The organism is Agrobacterium sp. 33MFTa1.1 (assembly GCF_004328495.1).
Classification (GTDB): Bacteria; Pseudomonadota; Alphaproteobacteria; order Rhizobiales; family Rhizobiaceae; genus Agrobacterium; species Agrobacterium pusense.
Window position 1 is genome coordinate 2,361,979 of sequence record NZ_CP036358.1, and the last position, 25,698, is coordinate 2,387,676.

The window sequence follows — 25,698 nt, forward strand, 5'->3', positions numbered from 1 at the left end:
GACCTTTTTTAACCGTTCGAACCGCTAACTAGACGCCGAATCCCTTGATGCCAAGCGCCTTTAGCACCATTTGAGGCACGCTGGCCAAGATTGCACCGCCGAACGCCCCGCCAAACTTGACGCCCCGGTCGTTTCATGGTGAAGGTCAGCGCACATTTTTCCCCTCGATACCCGGAATTTTAGACAATGGCCATCGAACGTTACAATCCTCGCGACGCCGAGCCGCGCTGGCAGCAAAAATGGAACGAAGACAAGGTCTTCGTGACAGACAACAGCGATCCGCGTGAGAAATATTACGTTCTGGAGATGTTCCCCTATCCGTCGGGTCGCATCCACATGGGCCATGTCCGCAACTATGCCATGGGCGACGTCGTCGCCCGCTACAAGCGCGCCCGCGGTTTCAACGTCTTGCACCCGATGGGTTGGGACGCCTTCGGCATGCCGGCCGAAAACGCCGCCATGCAGAACAAGGTTCACCCGAAAGATTGGACCTACCAGAACATCGCCACCATGCGCGGTCAGCTGAAATCCATGGGCCTGTCCTTGGACTGGACCCGCGAATTCGCGACCTGCGATGTGGAATATTATCATCGCCAGCAGGCACTGTTCGTTGACTTCATGGAAAAGGGTCTGGTCTACCGCAAGCAGTCGAAGGTCAACTGGGACCCGGTCGACCATACCGTTCTGGCCAATGAGCAGGTCATCGACGGCCGCGGCTGGCGCTCCGGTGCGCTGGTCGAACAGCGCGAGCTGACGCAATGGTTCTTCCGCATCACCGATTTCAGCCAGGACCTGCTGGACGAGCTGGACACGCTGGATCAGTGGCCGGAAAAAGTGCGCCTGATGCAGAAGAACTGGATCGGCCGTTCCGAAGGCCTGTCGCTGCGCTGGCAGACTGTTGCTGACACGGCACCGGAAGGCTTCTCTGACATCACGGTTTACACCACACGCCCCGACACGCTGTTCGGCGCCTCCTTCCTGGCCATTGCCGCCGACCATCCGCTGGCGAAAGAACTGTCGGAAAAAAATCCTGCGATCGCCGAATTCTGCGATGAATGCCGCCGCCATGGAACCTCTCTGGCCGCGCTGGAAACGGCTGAAAAGAAAGGCATCGATACCGGCGTCAAAGTCGTCCATCCGCTGGATCCGACCTGGGAACTGCCGGTCTACGTCGCCAATTTCGTGTTGATGGATTACGGTACCGGCGCGATCTTCGGTTGCCCTTCCGGCGACCAGCGCGACCTGGACTTCGCCCGCAAATACGGCCTGCCGGTCGTGGCGGTCGTCGCCCCTGAGGGCCCGGATGCGGAAAGCTTCACGGTCGATGACACCGCCTACACCGACGACGGCGTGATGATTAACTCCGGCTTCCTGAATGGCATGAAAACGACGGATGCCTTCGAGGCAGTCGTGCAGAAGCTGTCGGCGCAGACGCTGGACAACGCGCCTCAGGCCGAGCGCAAGGTCAATTTCCGTCTGCGCGACTGGGGCATTTCCCGCCAGCGTTACTGGGGCTGCCCGATCCCGGTCATTCATTGCGAAGTCTGCGGCGTCGTGCCGGTCCCGAAAAAGGACCTGCCCGTCAAGCTGCCCGACGATGTGACCTTCGACGTGCCCGGCAACCCGCTGGACCGGCATCCGACCTGGCGTCACGTCGCCTGCCCGCAATGCGGCCATGACGCGCGTCGTGAAACCGACACGATGGACACCTTCGTCGATTCCAGCTGGTATTACACGCGCTTCACGGCACCCTGGGAAGACGCACCGACCGACCCGAAGGTCGCCAACCACTGGCTGCCTGTGGATCAGTATATCGGCGGCATCGAGCACGCGATCCTGCACCTGCTCTATTCGCGCTTCTTCACCCGTGCGATGCGCGAAACAGGTCATGTCGATGTCAAGGAGCCGTTCAAGGGTCTGTTCACCCAGGGCATGGTGGTTCATGAGACCTACAGCCGTGGTGAAGGCACTGCACGCGAATGGGTGCCACCTGCAGATCTGCGGATTGAGGAAACCGACGGCACACGCCGCGCCTTCCTGCTGTCATCCGGTGAAGAGGTGAAGATCGGCTCGATCGAGAAGATGTCGAAGTCGAAAAAGAACGTGGTCGATCCTGATGATATCATCGCATCGTACGGCGCCGATACCGCACGCTTTTTCGTCCTGTCGGACTCGCCGCCGGATCGTGATGTGATTTGGTCCGAATCGGGCGTCGAGGGCGCGAACCGCTTCGTACAACGCGTCTGGCGCATCATCGGTGAAGCTGCCGAGGAGCTGAAATCCGTCAGGCCGAAGCCTGCAACCGAGGGTGAAGGGCTGGCGGCCTCCAAGGCGGCCCACAAGACGCTGAAGGCTGTTCAGGAAGATCTGGACAAGCTCGCCTTCAACAAGGCCATTGCCCGCATCTATGAACTGGTCAACGCGCTCGCCGGTCCGCTTGCGGATGTCGCTGCGGGCGGCAAATCCGACGACGTCAAGGCAGCAGCGCGTGACGCCGTCGAAATCCTGATCCGCATCATCGCCCCCATGACGCCACACCTGGCGGAAGAATGCTGGGCGGCGCTGGGCAATGAAGGCCTGGTGGCTGGGGCGTCATGGCCGACCTTCGTGCCTTCGCTGGTCGAGGAAAACGACGTGGTCATGCCCGTGCAGGTCAATGGCAAGAAGCGCGGCGAATTGACAATCGCGCGCGATGCGGATCAAGATGCGGTCCGCGCGGCTGCCCTTGCTCTGGATGCCGTCAAATCTCTTCTTGCCGGCGGCGAGCCCAAGAAAGTCATCGTGGTTCCGCAGAGGATTGTGAACATTGTTGTCTGACGTTTTTTCGAGATGGAGCCGCGTCGCGGCAGCAATTTCCGTCGTGATGATGGCTGGTCTTCTGGCGGGCTGCCAGGTGCGCCCGCTCTATGGCGAGGCTTCCGGGACCAAGGAAAGGTTGGCGGCCGTCAGCGTCTCCGATATCGGTGGCAGAGTTGGACAGGAAGTTCGCAACCAGCTAATCTTCCTTCTGGCTGGCGGCGCTGGGCAGCCGACGACGGCGCAATATAACGTCAAGGTTTCGGTCAGCTCGAGCGCTTCCTCGACAGAGGTGCAGAATTACGACCTAACCACACGGACGAACAACAATTACGACGGGCCGTATCCAGGCCGTGTCATCATGAGCGGCCAATACGTGCTGACGCGCATTTCCGACGGTCAGATTCTGCGCTCCGCACGCCGCAGCGTGACGGCGCAGGTGGATCTGCCACAGCAGGAATTCGCCAAGATCCGGGCGACCCGCGACGCCGAAAACCGTGCGGCGCGCGAACTTGCCGAAATCATCCGCACCGACATCGCCGCCACCCTCGGCCGCTGAGAGCGGCGGCCGTGGCGGAGATAAAGTCCCATGAATTTGAGCGCTTCGCCGAGAATCCGGCGGAGCGCTTTCGCGTTTTCGTACTCTACGGGCCGGATCGTGGTCTCGTATCAGAACGCGCAACCCTCATCGCCAAAAAGACGGGGATAGATCCCGACGACGCTTTTGCGTCGCTGAAATTGACTGCGTCCGATCTCCAGGGCGACCCGGGGCGTTTGCTGGACGAGGTGAACGCCATTGGTCTTTTCGGCGGCGAGAAACTTGTCTGGGTCAAGGGCGCGTCAGCTGAAAAGGCGTTGGTGGATGCCCTCCAGATTCTGGCGGAAACGCCGCCGGAAGCGAGCTTTCTCATCATCGAAGCAGGTGACATCAAGAAGGGCACGGGGCTGCGCAAGATCGCGGAACCGGCTCGATCCATCGCAGCCATTCCCTGTTACGCGGACGATGCGCGCGCACTGAACGCGTTGATAGACCAGGAACTTTCGGGCGACAATTTGCGTATCGCGCCTGCCGCGCGGCAACGGCTTATCGAATCGCTGGGGGGCGACCGTATCGCTTCACGAAACGAAATCCGCAAGCTGGCACTTTATTGCCGCGGCGCAGAGGTAATCGAGGAAGACGATGTCCTGGCCATCATCGGTGATGCCAGTACGGTTTCAGCCGATGACGCCGTTGACGCCATCCTGAAGGGTGACAGAAACGCGTTTTTCCATGCCACCCAGAAGATCATTTCTTCCAAGACGCCGATCTTCCTCGTGCTTCAGGGGTGCCTCAAGCAATTCCAGCTGCTCGATCAGATGCGCGCCGAGATGGACGAGAAAAAGCAGCAGGCCGGTCAGGTCATGCAGACGCTCGGACGTCATATCCATTTTCGCCGGAAACCGGTCATCGAAAGAGCGCTGCGCACATGGCAGCCAGCGGCGATCGCCCGCGAGATGAACCGACTACAGGCGGCCATCCTGCAAAGCCGCCAGCGCCAAAGTCTGGAGGAAAGCGTGGCCCTACTGACACTATTATCCACCACGCTGCAATCCGGCCGCGGCGGATAAACAAAAGCCCTCGTGCAGACGAGGGCTTTTCACATGTTGGTGCAAGACCGTCGCAAATCTGCGGTCAGTCGCCCTTGCCGGGCTCAGCAGAGAAATAAAGCTCCAGCTTGCCTTCGACACCATCCATTTCCTTGGCTTCCGGCATCGGGTCGCGCTTGATGGTGATGTTCGGCCAGATCGCGGCATATTCCGCATTGAGCTTCAGCCACTTGTCGAGACCCGGCTCCGTATCGGGTTTGATGGCCTCGGCAGGACATTCCGGTTCGCACACACCACAGTCGATGCATTCGTCGGGATTGATGGCGAGGAAATTTTCGCCCTCGTAAAAGCAGTCGACAGGGCAGACCTCAACGCAATCGGTATATTTGCAGCGGATGCAATTGTCGGTCACGACATATGTCATGATGAACTCCAGAATATGCAGGCCGGGTCTTTGGGCTTCGGAACACAAGCCGTCGCCCGGAATTCAGACAGGGCAATTTCGCAAGTGACGTAATGCCTTTGCCTGCAGATAGCAAGGATAAACAATTCTGAAAAACGGTGCTGACTTGGAGGTTTATTCTAATCTGTACTGCCGTCGCTGTCGGACAGAAACCTGTCGAGCGCTCTGCGCTCCTTTTTCGTCGGGCGTCCGCTGCCCGGCTGGCGCATTGCCTGCTCAAGGAGTGTCAGCCTGTCGGAAGGCTCCTTTGGCGGCGTCTGATCGTCATAGAGAAGTCTGGCTTCTTCATAGGGGCCGCGCCGCGTCCCGCCCGACTTCACCACCACGACCCTGTCCATCCGCTCGAAGCTTATTTCCAGCCTGTCGCCGGGCTTCACCGCATGACTGGGCTGGCGGACGACGACGCCATTGATCTTCACCTGTCCCGACTGAACGTAGCTCTGGGCGAGCGAACGGGATTTAGCCATGCGGGCAAAGAACAGCCACTTGTCTAGACGCTGACGCGTGCTTTCCAGTGGCTGCTCGCTGTTTCCCATAGGCTTACTTCTTCAGCTGCTCCTTGAGGGCAGCGAGCTTTGCGAAAGGCGAATCCGGGTCCAGCGGCTTTTCCTTGCGCGGTGGCTTGGCCTCGAAACGCTGCTGGCCCTGCGGCTTTCCGCCACGGTCGCTGCGCTCCGGCCTGTCCTTGCGCTCGCCACGATCATGACGATCATTATTGCGGTTGTTGCCTCGATCGGGACGGCCGCCGTCACGCTTGCGCTCGCCCTCGCCGCCACGATTGGCTGCATCGCGATTTGCCCCGTCGCGATTGTCACGGCGGCCTTCGCCGCGTCGCTCGCCTTGCTCGCGCGCTGTCTGCTCACGACCCTGGCCACGATTGCCGGGACGACGGTTTTCACCACGCTGGTTTTCATTGCGGCCACCCGGACGCCACAGAAGCACGGGCTTCGGCTCGGCGGCCTCACCGCTTTCCGCCGGAGCCGCTTCATTTGCAGCAGCCTCTTCACCGGCGGCTTCCGCGACGGGCGCCTCGGTAACGTCGCCTTCCACAACAGCAACCGCTTCGGAGGCCTGCTCTTCGGAAGCCGGCTCGTCCTGCTCGGTCTCAGCGCTATCCTCTTCGCCCGCCGTCGTTTCCGGGGCAGCCGGCACAGTGGCGCCTGCCTGGCTGGCGAGGAAGGCCTGCGCCTCTTCCGCCGTCACCTGATCGGCACGGTAACCGAGGCCCTTGAGGATTTCTTCCATGTCATCGAGCGTTGCGCCGAGAATGGAAAGCATCGCGGTCGTCGTCGTGAAACGACGGCCATCATAAGCGCCTTCGGGGCGCGGCTGCTGGCCGGGCTTCCACTGCAGCAGCGGACGGATGAGATCGGCCAGACGCTCGAGAATGTCGATACGCACCGCGCGCTTTCCGAGGAAACGGAAACCGGCAAGCTTGTAGAACATGCGCTCGAAGCTGGCATCCGTAACGACCGAGGTGCGGCCTGCAGCCAGCACGGGAATAAGGTCGCCATAACCCGGTTTGCCAAGACCATCATTCTTCAAGGCCCATAGCAGCGTCACAAGTTCTGCCGGAGCAGGCTTCAGGAGCGCAGGCAAAAAGACATGATAGGCGCCGAAACGCACGCCGTAACGCCGCATGGAAGCACGCGCGTCCTGATCCAGCGACTTCACGTCTTCCGCGACGTCACGACGGAACAGCACGCCGAGATTTTCGACCAGCTGGAAAGCGAGACCCTTTGCGAGACCCTGAAGGTCTTCCGCACGGGAGATATCATCCAGCGGCTTCAGCACGGTTGCGATCTGGTGGTTGACGAAACGCTCGATCCGCGCGAGCGCGTGATCACGGGCATTACCGCTCAACTGCTCGTCGGCCAGCAGGATCACCCGCGGCTTCATGATATTGTCGCCGGCCGAAAGACGGGCAACCGGCTCGCCCAGCCAGCGAACCAGACCATCGGAGCTCAAAGCGAGATCGCCATTTCCACTGGCGTGCAGACGCGCGGCACGCGCCTCGTATTCGAGCGCGAGCGCCTTCTGCGCCGCAGCCTGCACGGCCTTCTGATCCGGCCCTTCCATTCCCGGCACCGGCGTGAACCGGAACCCGGCCAATTGGCCGACGTGATGACCTTCTACGAAGACATCACCATTTACACTGATTTCAGCTTCAAGCATCGCATTCTCTCTCAGGCGCCTCATGAGCACAGATGTCCTGCGATCAACAAAGCGTTTCGTCAACCTTTCATGTAGCGCATCGGACAATCGATCCTCGATTTCCCGAGTCTTTTCTTGCCAGTGTGTCGGATCGGCAAGCCATCCTGGGCGGTTCGATACATAAGTCCATGTTCTGATCTGCGCAATCCTCGCAGACAAGGTATCGATCTCTCCATCCGTGCGGTCGGCGCGACGCACCTGTTCGGCCATGAAATCCTCGTTCACCGTCCCGCGCTTGACGAGGTCGAAATAGAGCGTGGAGATCAGATCCGCATGCTGCGCCGGGGCGATACGGCGATAGTCCGGAAGCGCGCAGGCCTCCCAGAGCTTTTCCACCCGTGCATCGGTCGTCGTCACGTCGATGATTTCGGGATAACGGGACAGATACTCCAGCGCCTGCTGGTCGATGGCCGGCAGGGCGCGCGAAAGCCCCTGGATCGCCGGCGCAGCGTCAAGGCTCGCACGCAGATTGGCGATAGAGGAAAAATCGAAGTTTTTCGTCCGCCACTGCAACACCTTCACCGCATCGAACTGATGCGTCTCGATCCGCTCCACCAGTTCGTCATCGAACGGGTCGACACGGCCTGTCACCCCGAAGGTGCCGTCACGAAGATGGCGGCCGGCGCGGCCGGCGATCTGGCCGATTTCGCCCGGATTGAGATTGCGGAATTGATAACCGTCGAATTTTCGGTCCTGCGCGAAAGCGACGTGATCGACATCGAGGTTAAGGCCCATGCCGATAGCGTCCGTCGCGACCAGATATTCGACATCGCCGGACTGATAGAGACCCACCTGCGCATTGCGCGTGCGGGGCGAAAGCGCGCCTAGCACAACGGCCGCGCCGCCCCGCTGGCGGCGCACCAGTTCGGCAATGGCATAGACCTCATCGGCGGAAAAAGCGACAATCGCCGTGCGCTGCGGCAGGCGGGTTATCTTCTTCTGGCCGGCATAAAAAAGCTGCGACAGACGCGGTCGCTCCACCACGGTAATTCCCGGCAGCAGCTTTTCGAGGATCGGGCGCATCGTGCCCGCCCCCAGCAGCAGCGTTTCCTCCCGACCGCGCAGATGCAGAACCCGGTCGGTAAAGATATGCCCGCGTTCGAGATCGCCTGCCAGCTGCACCTCATCGATTGCAACGAAGGCGGCCGTCGTTTCGCGCGGCATGGCTTCCACTGTGCAAACGGAATACTTGGCTTTTGGGGGTGAGATTTTTTCTTCGCCGGTTATCAGCGCCACATTGGGCGCCCCCACCTTTTCGACCAGACGGGTATAGACCTCGCGCGCCAAAAGGCGCAGCGGCAGGCCGATGACACCGCTGCCATGCGCCACCATACGCTCAATCGCGTAATGGGTCTTGCCGGTGTTGGTGGGGCCGAGAACGGCCGTGACACCGCGGCCGCTCAGGATCATGGGGCGAAAATTCAACGTACTATCCGCGAATCGACTTCATCTGCTTGGCGTGCCACCCACATCAACGGTATGGGCCGCACGCACCACACATGGCAACGCCTGCCGACAAAGGCAATAGGCCTCACCCGCAAAGTGCTACAAGGCGACCAGTCAACGAAATTTTCCATTTCGATTCAGATAGTTGAACAAGAAAAAAGAATCCGGCGAAAATGAAATCGATTCGGCTGCGGAACAGTCTGCGAACGAATCGAATACGAATCGCTGACTCCTCGTGATTCAGCTTTTGTTCTCCGCAATATCTGGTTGGCGAAGTCACGGCCTCTACCAGATTATGAATCCGGATAAGTCCTTGGCCGGATTCGGCATTACGGTAAAACCGCCGGTCGGAAAATCCGGGAATCGGCTGTCAAGCGCCAATCCCCGAAAAGCCGTTCCGAAGCCAGCACCACAAGCCGAGATCAGAGTGCCTCACCGGTGAGCAAACGCGGCGCATTTGCATCCGTGGTACCGGCGGCCTGGCCGATGAAATAGGATTTGAGACCCGGCAAACGATCCACCACGCCGAGACCGAAATCGCGCATGATGCGAATGGGACCGACATCATTGGAGAACAGCCGGTTCAGCACATCCGTGGTCACCCCCATCCGCAAGGTGTCGAACCGGCGCCAGGACTGATACCGCTCCAGAACATTGAGGGAGCCGATGTCGAGGCCGAGACGGTCAGCTTCAACCACGGTTTCGGCCAGAGCCGCCACATCCTTGAAACCCAGATTGAGGCCTTGACCCGAGATCGGGTGAATACCGTGGGCCGCATCACCGGCGAGCGCGAAACGCGACGCGACGAAGGACCGTGCCAAAGTGAGACCCAGCGGAAAGGCGCGCCGGGGACCGACAGGGCGGATCGTGCCGAGCTTGTGGCCGAACCGGCGCTCAAGCTCCTCCTCGAACACCAGGTCGTCGGCGGCCACAAGCCTGTCGGCATCGGCGGTGCGTTCGGTCCAGACAAGCGAAGACCGGTTTCCCTTCAACGGCAGAATGGCGAAGGGTCCGGATGGCAGGAAATGCTCCTCGGCGCAGCCTTCGTGCGGTCGCTCATGCTCAACGGTCGTCACGATGCCTGACTGATCGTAAGCCCAGTGCACCGTCTTGATGCCAGCCATATCCCGAAGAGCCGAGCGAACACCATCACAGGCAATCAGCAATCGCGCTTCGAGCGTCGATCCGTCGGAAAGGTGAATAGCCGTCGACTGCGGTCCTGCTGTAAAATCGGAAACACTGAGGCCGTGGCGGATTTCTATGCCCAGGCGTGCGCAAAGGCCCCGCAACGCGCCTACCAAAGCGACGTTTGGAACCATATGGGCAAAGGGCCGGCCCTCTTCCACCGCGCCGTCAAACGTCAGGAACACGGGACGTACCGGATCGGCGGTTTTCGAATCGGTAACGATCATCTTGTGGATCGGCTGGGCTTCCGGCTCGATCTCGTTCCAGATGCCGAAAACATCGAGCATGCGGGTAGCCGCTGCGATAATGGCGGACGCGCGAACATCCTTTGCCCAGACATCCTCAGGAGCGGCTTCAATTACCTGCACATTCAGATGCGGGGCCGCCTGCTTGATTGCCACAGCAACGGAAAGACCGACATATCCGCCGCCTGCCACCACAACGTCCAGCATCGCGCTTCTCCTCAAATCTTGTGCATGCATCATCGGCGCACTATAGACCATGTGACGTCTTCCTACAGCCGGAGCAGGCCGAAAAAATGTCGCATCCCTTGCAATCGTCAGACCCGATGGCAAATCTCATCGCCACGCTCGATCTTGAGAAGCTGGAAGAGAACCTTTACCGGGGCGAAAGCCCGCAGATCGGCTGGCAACGGGTTTTTGGTGGTCAGGTCATTGCACAGGCCCTGATCGCCGCGCAAAGAACCGTGGATGACGATCGCTTCGTGCATTCGTTGCACGCCTATTTCATGCGTCCCGGCGACCCGCTGGTGCCCATCGTCTACCAGGTCGAGCGTATCCGCGATGGCGCCAGTTTCTGCACCCGTCGCGTGGTCGCCATCCAGCACGGCAAAGCTATTTTTTCCATGTCGGCGTCGTTCCAGATATTCGAGGACGGTTTTACCCATCAGATCAGGATGCCTGATGTGACGCCGCCTGAAAAACTGATGAGCGAGGAACAGATGCAGGCGGCTTTCCTCGCAAAGGCGCCCGCTTCGATCCGAAACTACTGGAGCAACAAGCGGCCGATCGAGATCAGGCCGGTCTCGCTGACCCACTACATCTCAAAAGAAAAGCTGGAGCCGCAGCAGGATATCTGGGTCCGTGCCGTTGGAAGCGTACCTGACGATCCGCGCCTGCAATCCGCCATTCTCGCCTATCTCTCCGACATGACGCTGCTGGACACCTCGCTCTATGCCCATGGCACGACGATCTTCGATCCTTCGATCCAGGTGGCAAGCCTAGACCACGCCATGTGGTTTCATCGTCCCTGCCGGCTGGATGACTGGCTGCTCTATACACAGGACAGCCCCAGCGCCTCGGGCGCGCGTGGTTTGACCCGTGGCAATATTTTCACCAGACAGGGTGAACTGGTCGCCTCCGTGGCGCAGGAAGGTTTGATCCGCAAAAGGGCAAATGATTAAATAAAGTGCGTTTTCTAAAAATCGCACATTTTATAGACGCAAAATTCGCCGACAAATGCCCCTTTTTCAGACGTCCGTCATATAAACATTACATTTCAATAAGTTAGTTACACACTCAAAACTGGCACGCCCTTTGAATGTATGTCCGCAGTCGCTGTTACTGATCTGCCAGCGGCAGGAGAGTCGGCTCCGTGCCGAGGACAAACAAAGGATGGGAAACCAGATGAAAATTGTGATGGCCATTATCAAGCCGTTCAAGCTGGATGAAGTGCGTGAAGCACTCACCGGCGTCGGCATCCAGGGCCTGACCGTGACCGAAGTAAAGGGTTACGGGCGCCAGAAGGGACATACCGAGATTTATCGCGGCACGGAATATGCGGTGAGCTTCCTTCCCAAGCTAAAGATCGAGATCGCTGTTCCATCCGACGTCGTGGACAAGGCCGTCGAAGCGATCGCATCTGCGGCAAAGACCGGGCAGATCGGCGACGGCAAGATCTTCGTTTACTCAATTGAACAGGCCGTGCGCATCCGTACCGGCGAAACCAACACAGAAGCGCTTTGAAGCACGGCTGACAGGGGAGTTTTCTAGCTATGCAACTCAACAAGTTTTTGACGCTCGGCAAGCTGGGCGCAACAGCGACGGCCCTGATGGCCCCGGCCATCGCCTTTGCCCAGGATGCAGCGCCGGCCGCAGCCGCAGCGCCTGTTCCGGAAAAGGCCGACACAGCCTTCATGTATGTCGCCACCATCCTCGTGCTCTTCATGATCCTTCCGGGCCTGGCGCTGTTTTACGGCGGTCTTGTCCGCACGAAGAACATGCTCTCCGTTCTCATGCAGTGCACGGTCATCACCGCCGTCATGATGCTCATCTGGGTCATCTACGGTTACTCTTTCGCCTTCGGCGGCGGCACCGGCCCTTATTTCGGCGGCTTCGGCAAGCTTTTCCTGTCGGGCGTTTCGCTTGACAGCACCTCGGCAACCTTCTCGCAGGGCGTCGTGATCTACGAATATACCTTCATCGCCTTCCAGATGACCTTTGCGGCCATCACCCCGGCGCTGATCATCGGTGCCTTCGCGGAACGCGTGAAGTTCTCCGCCGTCATCCTCTTCACCATCCTGTGGGCCACCTTCGTGTATTTCCCGGTCGCCCATATGGTCTGGGACGCAAACGGCCTGATCTTCGGCATGGGCGCTCTCGACTTCGCCGGCGGCACGGTCGTCCACATCAATGCCGGTATCGCAGGCCTGATCGGCGCGATCATGGTCGGCAAGCGCACCGGCTTCGGCAAGGACATGATGGCTCCTCACTCCATGACACTGACACTCGTCGGTGCAGCCATGCTGTGGTTCGGCTGGTTCGGCTTCAACGCCGGCTCCAACCTCGAAGCATCGGGTGGTGCGGTTCTCGCAACCATGAACACCTTCCTCGCAACCGCAGCCGCCATTGTTTCCTGGTCGCTGGTTGAAAGCTTCACCCGTGGCAAGGCATCCATGCTGGGCGCCGCGTCGGGCATGATCGCCGGCCTCGTTGCCGTCACACCTGCTGCAGGCTCGGTTGGCCCGATGGGTGCCATCGTTCTCGGCCTCATCGTCTCGCCGATCTGCTACTTCTTCGTCTCCGTGGTGAAGAACAAGTTCGGTTACGACGATACCGCTGACGTCTTCGGCGTTCACGGCATCGGCGGCATCATCGGCGCACTCGGCACCGGCATCTTCACCTCGCCGCTACTCGGCGGCACCGGCAAGCCCGAATTCTCCATCGCCTCGCAGCTCTGGACGCAGTTCGTGGCCGTCGCCATCACCATTGTCTGGTGCGCCATCGTCTCTGCAATCCTTTACAAGATCGTCGATGTGATCGTCGGGCTCCGCGTCCCGGTCGAAGCCGAGCGCGAAGGTCTGGACCTCGCCACCCACGGCGAAGCCGCTTACCACTCCTGATACCGGGAAAATGGGGTTCTCCATCCCCATTCCCAAAAGAAAGGCCCGTTTCGACGGGCCTTTTTCTTTGCCGCCAATCTGCCGTTGCGCAACCGCTTCAAAGCTGAAATCCGCTCAAACGCTCACCCTAAAACGCTCTGGCATCCTCAAAAAACCGCATGGTTAACACGACATTAACCAGCTGGCGGTTAGTTTTCCCTGTCAATCCGGGATCAGGCCGTGTGCCGGATCTCGCCGAAACCAAAAAATGACGGGTTCAGGGACATGGGCAGAATGCATTCTCCGACATTCGATGGTCGTCACACACGTTTTGTGCTGACGGCGTTTTTCGTGCGGCAGATTATGGCTCTGGCCGGTTTCGCTCTGCTTGCCACGATTGCACTCGGTATCGCCGCGCTCGCGACGTGGAATGTGGCGGATCCGAGCCTGTCCTATGCCACAGGAAACCAACCAACCAATCTCCTGGGCTACGGCGGCGCGATCTTCGCGGATATCGTTATGCAGTTCCTCGGGCTTTCGGCCATCATTTCCCTGCTGCCGGTCATTGCATGGGCGATCGCCCTGATCGCCGGCCGCAAGCTGCAGCGCATACCCGCCCGCCTCGTGGCCTGGATCGCGGGCGCGATCGTCTGCGCTGCGTCCCTCGGCTGCTTTCCGGCTCCCGTCACCTGGCCGCTGCCGAACGGTATCGGCGGCGTGATCGGCGACATGATCCTTCGTTTTCCCGCCCTATTCATCGGCGCTTATCCCACGGGCACCGTTGCGACGATACTTGGGGTAATATTCGCCGCGCCGGCTACCTGGCTCATGCTGTTTGCCGCCGGCATTGTCGGCGGTCTGGACGATGAACTGGAGCGTGAAGAACCCGGACCGGCCGTCAGCAAGGCCCGCGCCGTCCGCGAGGCGGAAGAGGACGACGAGGATGATGGCGAGGGTTTCTTCGCCAATATTCTCGCCTTCGGCGCACTGACGCACTACTGGTACATCACCCAGGCCCGTTTTCGTCGCCTGTTCGGCCTGAAGTCGAAATCGCTGCATGACGAATTCGAACATCCCTATGATTTCAACGAGTATGAATTCGGCACGCTAAACGAGCCGTCGCGCCTCAAGACGGCGATCAACCGTCTCGACCAGCGCGCGGAACCCTCTTTCGAAGAACGAACTGCATCGCGTCGCCAGATGTCTCCTCCCTCCATCGCGCCCAGTCATGAAGACGATGGGGACGGCGAGCCGTCCTTCGGTACTGACGAGGCCCGCCTGCCAAGTGGCATCCTTTCCGATGACGACATCGACCAGAAATTCACTGCCCGACAGGCGCCGGGACGCGGACAGACGAAAATAACCGCTCCTTCGGCACGCCCGAAGCCCAGTGAGCGTGTGGCACGCGAAGCACAGGCCTCTTTCATCGCCGCAGACGGTTTCCAGCTTCCTACCGTTCATCTTCTGGCGGAGCCCAAGAACATTGTTCGCGACAATACGCTAAGCGAAGAGGTGCTCGAGCAGAACGCCCGTCTTCTCGAGGGGGTTCTTGAAGACTTCGGCGTCAAGGGTGAAATCATTCATGTCCGCCCCGGCCCGGTCGTCACACTTTACGAGCTGGAACCGGCCCCCGGCATCAAATCGTCGCGTGTCATCGGCCTCGCGGATGATATCGCCCGCTCCATGAGCGCGATCGCCGCCCGCGTGGCCGTTGTTCCCGGCCGCAATGCCATCGGCATCGAACTGCCGAACCAGACCCGCGAAACCGTGTTCCTGCGCGAACTGATCGGCAGCCGCGATTTCGAAAACAGCAAAGCCAAGCTTGCCATGGCGCTCGGCAAGACCATCGGCGGCGAACCCGTCATCGCCGATCTCGCCAAGATGCCGCACCTGCTCGTTGCAGGCACCACCGGTTCGGGCAAGTCCGTTGCCATCAACACCATGATCCTGTCGCTGCTTTACCGCATGTCACCGGAACAGTGCCGCCTGATCATGATCGACCCGAAAATGCTGGAACTGTCGATCTATGACGGCATTCCGCACCTGCTTTCTCCCGTCGTCACGGATCCGAAAAAGGCGGTCGTCGCGCTCAAATGGACGGTGCGCGAGATGGAGGAACGCTACAAGAAGATGTCCAAGATCGGCGTGCGCAATATCGACGGCTTCAACAGCCGCGTGCAGCAGGCGCTCGACAAGGGCGAAATCCTCACCCGCACGGTGCAGACCGGTTTCGACCGCCAGACCGGCGAGGCAATCTACGAAACGGAAGAGTTCGATCTGAAGCCCCTGCCCTATATCGTCGTCATCATCGACGAGATGGCCGACCTGATGATGGTGGCCGGCAAGGATATCGAAGGCGCGGTGCAGCGTTTGGCGCAGATGGCGCGTGCTGCCGGCATCCATGTCATCATGGCCACCCAGCGTCCTTCGGTCGACGTCATCACCGGCACGATCAAGGCCAACTTCCCGACACGCATCTCATTCCAGGTCACCTCGAAGATCGACAGCCGCACGATCCTTGGAGAGCAGGGCGCCGAACAGCTGCTCGGCATGGGTGATATGCTTTACATGGCGGGCGGCGGACGCATCCAGCGTGTGCACGGGCCCTTCGTTTCCGACAATGAAGTGGAAGAGATCGTTTCCTATCTGAAGACACAAGGGTCGCCTGAGTATCTCGAAGAGATTACCGAAGAAGAAGACGAGGACGGCGCTGGCGCAAGCCCGGCCGGCGGCGCCAGCTTCTCGGATTCCGAGGACCCCTACGATCAGGCCGTGGCCGTCGTACTTCGCGATGGCAAAGCCTCCACATCCTATGTGCAGCGTCGTCTCGGCATCGGTTACAACCGCGCGGCATCGCTGATCGAACGCATGGAGCAGGAAGGCATTATCGGCCCCGCCAACCACGCCGGAAAACGCGAAATCCTCGTTCCCACGGAAGCAGATATCATCGAGCGATAATCCGCAACCAAGCGGCGTCGAGAAGCGTTATTACACGCTTTCACGTCATGAAGCCGCCGCGTTTTTCGCGGACAATCGCTGCGATGAAGGAGAACAGAATGAACGACCTGACCACCGGCGAAACGGCCAATGCAAGCGCAGCGCAAAATGGCGTGACGCGGCGTGGGGTGCTGACGGCATTTTCCATGGCTGCCGTGATCGCTGGCATCTCGCCGCTCGACGCCTTTGCCCAGGCAGCCGGCAATACCGCAACGGCACAGAAGATCGCGAACCACTTTTCGTCGGTAAAAACCATGATGGGTGAATTCGTGCAGTTCGGCCCGCGCGGGGAACAGACCGGCGGCAAGTTCTACATCGAACGGCCAGGCAAGCTCCGCTTCAATTATGAAGACCCCTCGCCGATGCGCGTCATCTCCGACGGCAAGAATGTCGTCATCGGCAATATGAAGCTGAAGACATGGGATCTTTATCCACTGTCGAAGACTCCGCTCAGCCTGCTTCTCTCCGACAAGATCGATCTCAGCAACCAGAAGGTCCGGGATGTGAAGGAAGAATCTGACCTGACCACCATCGTCCTCGGTGACAAGAGCGTGTTTGGCGATTCCACCATCACGCTGATGTTCGACCCGAAGACGTTCGATCTGCGGCAATGGACCACGACGGACGCCCAGAACAAGGACACGACCGTCATGATCTTCAACGTTCAGACCGGCGTGAACCTCGATGAACGCGTCTTCAACATCAATTATGAAGAAGTACGCAAGCGCGGCTGACGCTCCCTGTCGATGTATGCTGTGTGAAGGCGGCTCTCAGGCCGCCTTTTTCATTTTACCGCTAAAATACATTCCCGTTTTCGTCACGATGTTATAAGCCTGCGCCCCGGAAACATGTCCTGGGCCAAGCGGCTCGCGGCAGTAAAAGCGGAGCACATGCATGTCGTTTTCGATAACCACCTGGAACATCAACTCGGTCAGGCTCAGAATGCCGATCGTTGAGCAGTTTCTGGTACGTTACAAACCCGACATTCTTTGCCTGCAGGAAACGAAATGCCCGAATGGCGAGTTTCCGATGAAGCCGTTGAAGGCGCTGGGTTACGAGCACGTGATCATTCACGGCCAGAAGGGCTATCATGGTGTCGCCATCGCCTCGAAAATCCCGCTGACGGAAGATCATCGGCAGGATTACTGCGGAATTGGCGACGCGCGCCATATTTCCGCGATTGTCCAGGTGGGATCGCGCCGCATCCGGCTCCATAATTTTTATGTTCCGGCAGGCGGCGACGAACCCGATCGCTCAATCAATCCGAAATTCGGCCACAAGCTGGATTTCATTGAGGAAATGAAGGCATTGCGTGCCGATGGCGTGCCGGGCACTTCTTCCATCCTCGTCGGCGACCTCAATATAGCGCCGCTCGAGAACGATGTCTGGTCGCACAAGCAGCTTCTCAAGATCGTCAGCCACACGCCGGTGGAAACCGAGGGTATGCTGGACATCATGAAGAAGGGCAACTGGCTTGATCTGATGCGGCTGAATGTGCCGGCAACGGAAAAAATCTATACGTGGTGGAGTTACCGCGCCAAGGACTGGGAAGCGGCTGATCGCGGCCGCCGCCTCGATCACATCTGGTCGTCTCAGGATCTCGGCCCGTCGCTTGACAGGATCGAGATATTGCGGGAAGCCCGCGGCTGGAACCGACCATCCGATCACGTTCCAGTCACCGCCCATTTCCGGTTTTGAACCAATGCCGGACGCGGTGATCTGGCGCGCGGTCACATGAAGCGGTTCTGCAAACGGGCCGCACCGGCGGCCAGAGACGCGATATTGTCGCGAATGCGCGCCGAAACGATGTCGGCGACCTCAGGAAACTCTTCCACCAGGCGGTGAAAGAGAATGCGCGTTATCCGGATGACTTCGGAATCTTCCGCAGCCACGGCAGTAAATTTTCTTTCGCAAAGGGTAAAAAGCGCAAGTTCCGAAAGCAGGGCGCCCTTTCCGGGCGTAGCCTGCAGCACGGGCTTGCCGTCCCGTCCGGCTGAAAAAAGCTCGAAATGACCTGACGTCACCGCAAAGGCGCATTCGGCGGGGGAGTGTTCGCGAAACAAGGTCTGTCCCGCCGCGACACGCCGGCGCTCTGCGCCGAAGGCGATGAGCCGCAGCTGATCATCACTGAAGCCCGCAAACAACGGCACTTGCCCCAGCAGCATGATATCGTCGGTCAAGGCCATGTCGATTGTTACTCCGGAAAACCGCCTGCATTGCTATAGCGGTTTTCCAATATCGGCCTTCAAAACACAAGGTGCTAGAGCAATGCTCAACAACTCGGGGGGGACTTCCCCGGGGGGGCATGTCAGGGGACGATCTTGTAACCACCGTTCTCGGTTACGAGAATCTCCGCATTGGAAGGATCCCGCTCTATCTTCTGACGCAGGCGATAAACGTGCGTTTCGAGCGTGTGTGTCGTGACCCCGGAATTGTAACCCCAGACCTCTTCCAGCAGGACGTCACGCGTCACGACCGTGCTGCCTGCCCGGTAGAGATAACGAATGATCGCGGCCTCTTTTTCCGTCAGCCGGATTTTCTTGCCGTCTTCGGTCGTCAGGAGCTTCTGACTGGGCTTGAACTGATAAGGACCAACGGTGAAGACCGCATCCTCGCTCTGTTCATATTGACGCAACTGGGCCCGGATGCGCGCGAGAAGCACGGCGAAGCGGAAAGGCTTTGTCACATAGTCATTGGCGCCAGCCTCAAGGCCGAGGATCGTGTCGGAATCCGTATCGTGACCCGTGAGCATGATGATGGGCGCCTTGAAGCCGCCCTTGCGCAAAAGCTTCACGGCTTCGCGGCCATCCATGTCGGGAAGGCCGACATCCATGATGAGTAGATCGACCTGCGAAGTTTTGGCGGTCTGCATCGCCTGTGCGGCGTTTGCCCCGCTCAACAGCGAGAATTCCTCATAGGGAGACAATTGCTCGGTCAGCGTCTCCCGAAGATCGTCGTCATCGTCCACGAGAAGGATAGTGCGAGCCGTCATTCGGATTCTCAGCCTTTCTTACTTTAATCGTCAGCCAATTCAGCGGTTTGCCGGTAAAAGGTCAACCCATTGCCATCACATGATGAAGTGCTATGACTTCACGTTAAATAACCTGCAAAGCAAAATCTCGTGAAAAACATGAGCAAACGTCCCGTAGAACAACGTAAACGCGCATCAACGCTCATGGTTCGGCCAGCTCCTTTGAAAATCAACCGGGCCATCGTTCAGCTCGGCCATCTCACATTTCCGGCTGCCATCGGGCGCAATGGCCGGACTGCACGAAAACGGGAAGGTGACGGAAAGTCGCCGATTTCCGTGACCCGCCTGCTGCATGGCTTTTATCGCGGCGACCGCATGTCCGCCATCACGACTGCCCTGCCGATGCAACGCACGCGGAAATCGATGCTGTGGTGTGATGAGCCCGGCAACCCCAATTATAACAGGCTGGTCAAGGCACCTTTCGCGCCGAGCCACGAGGACATGATGCGCACAGATGGCCTTTACGATGTCTGTCTCGTGCTGGACTGGAACGTCACCTCAAGAAGCCGCAACCGCGGCTCGGCAATTTTCATGCATATTATTCGGCCGGGATATGAACCGACAGCAGGTTGCGTCGCACTGCATCCCCGCGACATGCGGCGCGTCCTGCCGCATCTGCGCGAAGGCACGAAAATCCGCATCTTGTGAATTAAGCCGGCACTTGGACAACAAAAAACCCGCCATAAAGGCGGGTTTTTTTAGAAGGAAGAGGCCGGCGATTACGCGGCTTCGTCCTGAGAATCGTCTTCTTCGACAGCCTTGCCGCGCTTGGGGCCCTTGGCAAGGTTGACTTCCACCAGGCGAACAGCCTCGGTTTCGGACATCTTGTTGACAGCGGCGATTTCGCGCGCCATGCGGTCGAGAGCGGCTTCGTAAAGCTGGCGCTCGGAATAGGACTGCTCAGGCTGGTTTTCCGCGCGGTAGAGATCGCGAACGACTTCCGCGATCGCGATGAGATCGCCGGAGTTGATCTTCGCATCATATTCCTGCGCACGGCGCGACCACATGGTACGCTTCACACGTGCCTTGCCCTGCACCACTTTCAGCGCCCGCTCGACAAAATCGCCTTCGGAAAGCTTGCGCATGCCGATGCTGACGGCTTTGGCGACGGGAACTTTAAGACGCATCTTGTCTTTTTCGAAATCAATGACAAAAAGCTCAAGCTTCATGCCGGCGACTTCTTGTTCCTCGATGGCAGAAATGGTACCGACACCATGAGCGGGATACACAATCGCTTCACCGGTTTTAAAGCCGTGATGTGCTGGAGATTTCTTCTGCTGGGTCGTCATTCGTTCTAAAAACTCCCTGTTACATACCCGGGGATGCCGGGGTTGGGTCGGTCAGGCCCTGATGAGACGGGGGAACCGTCAGGTGATTCCGCACTGGTCCAGCCGTGCACGCAAAAATACACCTTCCCGCCTCGCGGGGTTCGATAACGTAAACGCTCGATATGTCACGGAAACCGCGTGCAAAAGAGGTGTTGCTTTCGTGGTGTTTTTGGGCACACAAATGCCGCGCTGTGGATCAGTGTTGTTGGTGTACCACAAAAATAGGCGCAAATCAATAATTTGCTTCAACCGTGGCCGCAACATCACATTGCGGCTCAAGAACCGCTTAAAAATTAGCCGCAAAAATACTGTCGTATGCTTCTAAACTGAGCCTCGCGAGAAAAGAAGCAAAAAAATTTCACTTACCGCCTGAAGAAACACGATAGCCTCTTAAACTCTTCGTAATTCCACGCCAATATCCGATTCGACTGAAAAGGCAAAATCCGCAAATTGGCGATGCTTTTTTATATTAAAGTGTGATTTTTGGAGGAATCCACGTCAAATGGGCTACAGAAACAATCCAAAACGCGAAAAACAGATCGAAAAAGCGCGCCAGCAGGCAATTGCCGAAAATGTCGAATTTCTTGATCCTGGTATTCTTTATGGAAGGGCAAGTGTCGACGATATAGAATATTATTCCGCCGAGATGCTGGCGGCGAGTGCCGCCCACAGTTTCCAGGCGCTTTCGCGATGGACCGGGGACACCCCTCATATCAGCATTTCCCAAGTCGAGGGTGTTTCCCCGCGGGACGTGCCGGTAACGGTTCTGACCATTATCGGCCGCAACATGCCCTTCCTCTACGATTCTGTTATGGGCGAAGTCACCAGCAGTTATCGTGGTCTTTATCTTGCCGTGCACCCGATCCTCGTCCGAGACGATGATGCGAAGGGTGGTTACCGCCTTGCCGAGCCCGATGATGATCCGGCCGGCAATATAAGTCTTATCCAGCTGCACATAGCACCGCTTTCGCAGCAGGGAGCCTCGGCTCTGGAAGAGCGGCTTCGCTTCGTTCTGAAGCAGGTGGAATCGGCCTATCGCGACTGGCGGCCCATGCTGGCGAAGCTAGACGAGGCGTTGGATGAACTGTCGAAACGCGGCTCGTCGCGGCGCAAGGCCGAACGGACGGAGGCGGTCGAATTCCTCAACTGGCTTCGCAACGACAATTTCACCTTCCTAGGCATGCGTGACTACACCTATTCCGGCAAGGGGAAGAACGCGAAGATCGAGCGCGGTGACGGCGTCGGCCTCGGCAGCCTCAGCGACCCGGATGTCCGCGTGCTGCGCCTCGGCAAGAATGCCGTGACGACGACACCGGAAATCCTTGCCTTCCTCGATGGCCCGGATTTCCTCATCGTTACCAAGGCTAATGTGAAGTCCATCGTGCATCGTCGCGCCTATATGGACTATATCGGTATCAAGCGCTTCGACGAGGACGGCAATGTCGTTGGTGAGCTGCGCATCGTCGGCCTTTTCACTGCAACTGCTTATACGCGTTCGGTCAAGCAAATTCCCTTGCTGCGCGCCAAGGTCGCGGAAGTCGAGCGGCATTTCGGCTTCGATCCAAACAGCCATTCGGGCCGCATCCTGCAGAACACGCTGGAAGCCTATCCGCGTGACGATCTTTTCCAGATCGAAACCGACCTTCTGATCCGCTTCATCGAGCAGATCATGGAGCTCAGCGACCGTCCGCGTGTGCGCGTGCTCGCACGTATAGACCGTTTCGACCGCTTCGTTTCGGCCATCATCTTCGTTCCGCGCGAGGAGTATAATTCCTATGTGCGCGAGAAGATCGGCGATTATCTGAGCAGGGTCTATGACGGGCATATCTCCGCCTATTATCCCGCCTTCCCCGAAGGCGCCGTTGCCCGCGTCCATTTCATTGTTGGCCGCACGGAAGGCAAGACGCCCCGCATCGCCCAGGACAAGCTCGAAGATGCCGTCAGCGATATTGCGGCACGCTGGATAGATCACTTCGTCTCCCTGTCCGAACCGGGCGCACCGGTGCTGGAAGTGGATCAGGCCTATCAGGAAGCTTTCACGCCCGAAGAGGCGATCGGCGACATGCCTGATATTCTGGCCGCCGTGAAAGGCGACCCGGTCCGCATTGAATTCTATCAGCAGGAAGGCCAGCCGGCGGGAACGCTATCCCTGAAGATTTTCCACCGCGAAGGCCATCTTCCGCTTTCACGACGTGTTCCGCTGCTCGAAAATCTTGGTTTTAATGTCATCAGCGAGCGCACTTTCGATATCGGCGTCGTGGCGGATGGCGAAAAGCACGACATCGTGCTGCACGACATGGAACTGTCGGTCGCGGCCAGCACGACACTCGACCTGCCGCATTACGGACAGAAACTCGAAGAAGCTTTCCTTGCTGCTTTTTCAGGAAAGGTGGACAATGACAACTTCAACCGCCTGATCCTTGCCTGCGGTCTCACGGTGCGCGAAGTCTCGGTGCTGCGCGCCTACGCACGGTACCTGCGCCAGACCGGAATCGTCTATTCGCAGGAACATATCTCCGAAACGCTCTATAAATATCCTGACATCTCCAGGAATATTTTCGCGCTGTTCAAGGCCGGCTTCGATCCATCCATCGAAGAGAAGAAGCGGCTGAAGAAACTCGCGGAAATTCATAAGGCAATCGAAGCAGCCCTGAGCGGCGTTCCCAATCTCGATGAGGACCGCACCCTCCGGCGTTACGTCAACGCCATCGATGCAACCCTGCGCACCAATTACTTCCAGAAAAATGCCGACGGCACGCCGCGTGACATTCTGGCATTCAAATTCGATCCCAAACATCTGGACGGCCTGCCCGATCCGCGCCCCTTCCGCGAAATCTTCGTTTACGGAACCGAGGTCGAAGGCGTGCATCTGCGTTTCGGCAAGGTTGCACGCGGTGGTCTGCGCTGGTCGGATCGCGGCCAGGATTACCGCACGGAGGTGCTCGGTCTTGTCAAGGCGCAGCAGGTGAAGAACGCGGTCATCGTGCCCGTCGGCGCCAAGGGCGGTTTCTTCCCCAAGAACCTGCCCGCCGGCGGCTCCCGCGACGAGGTCTTCAATGCCGGCCGCGAGGCCTATAAGACCTATATCCGCACACTGCTGTCCATCACCGATAATATTGTCGACGACGCCATCGTGCCGCCGGCTGACACATTGCGGCTCGATGGTGACGACCCCTATTTCGTCGTCGCCGCCGACAAGGGAACGGCCACCTTCTCCGATACGGCAAACGGCCTTGCCCATGAAGCCGGCTTCTGGCTGGACGATGCTTTCGCATCGGGCGGTTCGGCCGGTTACGACCACAAGAAGATGGGCATCACCGCGCGTGGCGCATGGGAGACGGTGAAGCGCCATTTCCGGGAGATGAACACCGACATCCAGACCACACCCTTCACGGTGGCGGGTGTGGGCGATATGTCCGGCGACGTCTTCGGTAACGGCATGCTGCTGTCGGAGAAGATCAGGCTTATCGCCGCCTTCGACCACCGCGATATCTTCATTGATCCGGATCCCGATACCGACAAATCCTTCGCCGAGCGCAGGCGGCTGTTCGAATTGCCACGTTCCAGCTGGCAGGATTATGACCGTTCGGCTCTCTCTGCCGGCGCGATGATCATTTCGCGCTCAGAAAAATCGGTGACGCTGACTCCGGAAGCTGTGGCGGCCATCGGCATCGACAAATCAGTCGCCACACCGTTCGAAATCATGACCGCCATCCTGAAGGCCCCGGCCGATCTCCTCTGGTTCGGCGGCATCGGCACCTACATCAAGGCGGCGGTGGAAACGAATGCCGAGGTGGGCGACAGGGCAAACGACCCCATCCGCGTCAACGCCACGGAGGTGCGCGCCAAGGTCATCGGCGAAGGCGCCAATCTCGGTATCACCCAGAAGGGGCGCATCGCCTATGCGCTTTCGGGCGGGCGCTGCAATTCCGACGCCATCGACAACTCGGCAGGCGTGAACTCCTCCGACGTCGAGGTCAATATCAAGATCGCACTCGCCTCCGCCGTCAATAGCGGTCGCCTGACGATGCCGAAGCGTAACCAGCTTCTCGCCTCCATGACGCCTGAGGTGGCGCAGCTGGTATTGCGCAACAACTATCTGCAATCGCTGGCGATCTCGCTGACCGAGCGGCTGGGCCTTTCAAACCGGGAAGAACTCGGCCGCCTGATGAGCGCACTGGAGGCAACCGGGCAGTTGAACCGCAAGGTCGAAACCCTGCCCAACAATGCCGAGTTCAGCGAGAGATACGCCACCGGCAAACCGCTGACCCGGCCGGAGATCGGGGTGCTCTTGTCCTATGCCAAGCTCACTTTATTTGATGCACTGGTGGCAAGCACGCTTCCCGACGAACCCTATCTCCAGCATCTGCTGGTCGATTATTTTCCGGCCAAGATGCAGAAGAACTATGCCGATGATATCAAATCGCATCGCCTGCATCGCGAAATCGTCGCGACCGCACTTGCCAATGCCGTGGTCAATCGCGGCGGCCCCGGCTTCGTGCAGAAACTTGCCGATGCAAGTGGTCTGCTTGCGGCCGATGTCGTCAAGGCAGCGGTAATCGTTGAAGATGGCTTCGGTCTCAAACGACTGTGGAGCGAGGTCGATGCGCTTGACGGCCAGATCGGGGGCGAAGTTCAGAATGGGCTTTATGCCACGATCACGCGTATCTTCACGGATGCGAGCAGGCTCTATCTGCAAACCCGGAGCGCGGGTGCGACCCCGGGCGACATGGCGACGGAAATCGAGCGCCTGAAAACCGCGATCAAGACGCTGTCACCGGCAGCGGCGAAATATCGCCGCGAACTCGGCATCACGGAAATCGACGGGGTTCCTTCCGCTCTTCTGGAGGAACTCGATACGCTCTCGCTGCTCGTCTATGTGCCTGAAATCATGCGCATCGCCGAGAGTGCGGGCACAACGCTCGCGCGCGCCGCTGAAAGCTACGCCACCGTCTCCTCGACCTTCCGTGTCGCGCGCCTGCTGGATGCCAGCCAGCGCATCACACCGGCGGATCACTACGAGAGCCTGGCTCTCCTGCGCAGCCAGGACCAGATTTCCTCATCGAGACGCCGGATCGTTATCTCCGCCCTGACAGAATATGCCAGGGAAAAGGATCCGGTTCAGGCCTGGTATGCGGCGGATCGCGTGCGGGTCAATCGTATCGTCTCCGAACTCGGCGCACTCAGCGAGAGCGGCGATACAAACCTCGCGCGGCTCACCGTGGCGGCGGGCCTGCTTGGCGATATCGTTCAGGCACGCTGATTGGCCGCCTTTAAAAACGCCATCCGGGTCACCACCCGGATGGCGCCA

The 25,698-nt window shown here is 58.9% G+C and carries 18 protein-coding genes; 11 read left to right on the forward strand and 7 right to left on the reverse strand.

Annotated elements, in window-relative coordinates; translation table 11 throughout:
* The first annotated feature begins 186 nt into the window (after positions 1 to 186).
* The 3 genes from leuS to holA are packed head-to-tail and all read left to right on the forward strand — an operon-like array spanning position 187 to position 4,404.
* Positions 187 to 2,817 (forward strand): leucine--tRNA ligase, encoded by a 2,631-nt coding sequence (gene leuS, locus EYD00_RS11825; protein ID WP_034500045.1) that lies wholly within the window; start codon positions 187 to 189, stop codon positions 2,815 to 2,817.
* A complete protein-coding gene (gene lptE, locus EYD00_RS11830) occupies positions 2,810 to 3,355 on the forward strand; it encodes an LPS assembly lipoprotein LptE (RefSeq protein ID WP_006698300.1) in 546 nt (181 codons plus the stop codon). Before leuS ends, lptE begins: the two co-directional genes overlap by 8 nt.
* Positions 3,356 to 3,366: 11 nt before the next feature.
* A complete protein-coding gene (holA, locus tag EYD00_RS11835) occupies positions 3,367 to 4,404 on the forward strand; it encodes a DNA polymerase III subunit delta (protein WP_004444036.1) in 1,038 nt (345 codons plus the stop codon).
* Positions 4,405 to 4,468: 64 nt separating this feature from the next.
* Here the strand turns inward: holA and fdxA are convergent, their stop codons facing one another.
* The 4 genes from fdxA to EYD00_RS11860 form a co-directional block, all read right to left on the reverse strand.
* Positions 4,469 to 4,807 (reverse strand): ferredoxin FdxA, encoded by a 339-nt coding sequence (fdxA, locus tag EYD00_RS11840; protein WP_004444038.1) that lies wholly within the window; start codon positions 4,805 to 4,807, stop codon positions 4,469 to 4,471.
* A gap of 158 nt (positions 4,808 to 4,965) precedes the next feature.
* Positions 4,966 to 5,382, reverse strand: a complete 417-nt coding sequence (locus tag EYD00_RS11845) for an RNA-binding S4 domain-containing protein (protein ID WP_004444041.1) — start codon at positions 5,380 to 5,382, stop codon at positions 4,966 to 4,968.
* Positions 5,383 to 5,386: 4 nt separating this feature from the next.
* Positions 5,387 to 8,470: a helicase-related protein gene (locus EYD00_RS11850; RefSeq protein ID WP_004444043.1), complete on the reverse strand. Its 3,084-nt coding sequence runs from the start codon at positions 8,468 to 8,470 to the stop codon at positions 5,387 to 5,389.
* Positions 8,471 to 8,928: 458 nt separating this feature from the next.
* Positions 8,929 to 10,143 carry a ubiquinone biosynthesis hydroxylase gene (locus EYD00_RS11860; RefSeq protein WP_004444046.1) on the reverse strand — a complete coding sequence of 405 codons (1,215 nt, stop codon included), beginning with the start codon at positions 10,141 to 10,143 and terminating at the stop codon, positions 8,929 to 8,931.
* 86 nt (positions 10,144 to 10,229) lie between these two features.
* Between EYD00_RS11860 and tesB the strand changes: the two genes are divergently transcribed.
* From tesB to EYD00_RS11890, 6 genes are all read left to right on the forward strand, one after another.
* A complete protein-coding gene (gene tesB / locus EYD00_RS11865) occupies positions 10,230 to 11,114 on the forward strand; it encodes an acyl-CoA thioesterase II (RefSeq protein WP_004444049.1) in 885 nt (294 codons plus the stop codon).
* Positions 11,115 to 11,325: 211 nt separating this feature from the next.
* Positions 11,326 to 11,676: a P-II family nitrogen regulator gene (locus EYD00_RS11870; protein ID WP_004444057.1), complete on the forward strand. Its 351-nt coding sequence runs from the start codon at positions 11,326 to 11,328 to the stop codon at positions 11,674 to 11,676.
* A gap of 29 nt (positions 11,677 to 11,705) precedes the next feature.
* Complete coding sequence (locus EYD00_RS11875; protein ID WP_004444059.1) at positions 11,706 to 13,052, forward strand: ammonium transporter; 1,347 nt, start codon at positions 11,706 to 11,708, stop codon at positions 13,050 to 13,052.
* 273 nt (positions 13,053 to 13,325) lie between these two features.
* Entirely contained in the window at positions 13,326 to 15,989 is a 2,664-nt protein-coding gene (locus tag EYD00_RS11880) for a DNA translocase FtsK (protein WP_004444062.1), read from the forward strand.
* Between the two features lie 47 nt (positions 15,990 to 16,036).
* Positions 16,037 to 16,762, forward strand: coding sequence for a LolA family protein (locus EYD00_RS11885; RefSeq protein WP_006698306.1), 726 nt, complete (start codon positions 16,037 to 16,039; stop codon positions 16,760 to 16,762).
* Positions 16,763 to 16,922: 160 nt separating this feature from the next.
* The gene (locus EYD00_RS11890) at positions 16,923 to 17,726 is read left to right on the forward strand and encodes an exodeoxyribonuclease III (RefSeq protein WP_004444069.1); all 804 of its coding nucleotides are present in this window, start codon (positions 16,923 to 16,925) and stop codon (positions 17,724 to 17,726) included.
* 32 nt (positions 17,727 to 17,758) lie between these two features.
* On the opposite strand, the gene EYD00_RS11895 is transcribed toward EYD00_RS11890, so the two are convergent.
* Together EYD00_RS11895 and EYD00_RS11900 are read right to left on the reverse strand one after the other, a co-directional pair.
* The gene (locus EYD00_RS11895; protein WP_004444071.1) at positions 17,759 to 18,214 is read right to left on the reverse strand and encodes a cyclic nucleotide-binding domain-containing protein; all 456 of its coding nucleotides are present in this window, start codon (positions 18,212 to 18,214) and stop codon (positions 17,759 to 17,761) included.
* Positions 18,215 to 18,336: 122 nt separating this feature from the next.
* Positions 18,337 to 19,020, reverse strand: coding sequence for a response regulator transcription factor (locus EYD00_RS11900; protein WP_004444073.1), 684 nt, complete (start codon positions 19,018 to 19,020; stop codon positions 18,337 to 18,339).
* A gap of 183 nt (positions 19,021 to 19,203) precedes the next feature.
* On the opposite strand from EYD00_RS11900, the gene EYD00_RS11905 reads away from it, so the two are divergent.
* The gene (locus EYD00_RS11905; RefSeq protein ID WP_064263777.1) at positions 19,204 to 19,707 is read left to right on the forward strand and encodes a L,D-transpeptidase family protein; all 504 of its coding nucleotides are present in this window, start codon (positions 19,204 to 19,206) and stop codon (positions 19,705 to 19,707) included.
* A 71-nt stretch (positions 19,708 to 19,778) separates the two neighbouring features.
* Here EYD00_RS11905 and EYD00_RS11910 read toward each other — a convergent pair whose 3' ends face one another.
* Entirely contained in the window at positions 19,779 to 20,348 is a 570-nt protein-coding gene (locus EYD00_RS11910; protein WP_004444078.1) for a CarD family transcriptional regulator, read from the reverse strand.
* A gap of 541 nt (positions 20,349 to 20,889) precedes the next feature.
* Between EYD00_RS11910 and EYD00_RS11915 the strand changes: the two genes are divergently transcribed.
* A complete protein-coding gene (locus EYD00_RS11915; RefSeq protein WP_004444080.1) occupies positions 20,890 to 25,650 on the forward strand; it encodes an NAD-glutamate dehydrogenase in 4,761 nt (1,586 codons plus the stop codon).
* Positions 25,651 to 25,698: the final 48 nt, after the last annotated feature.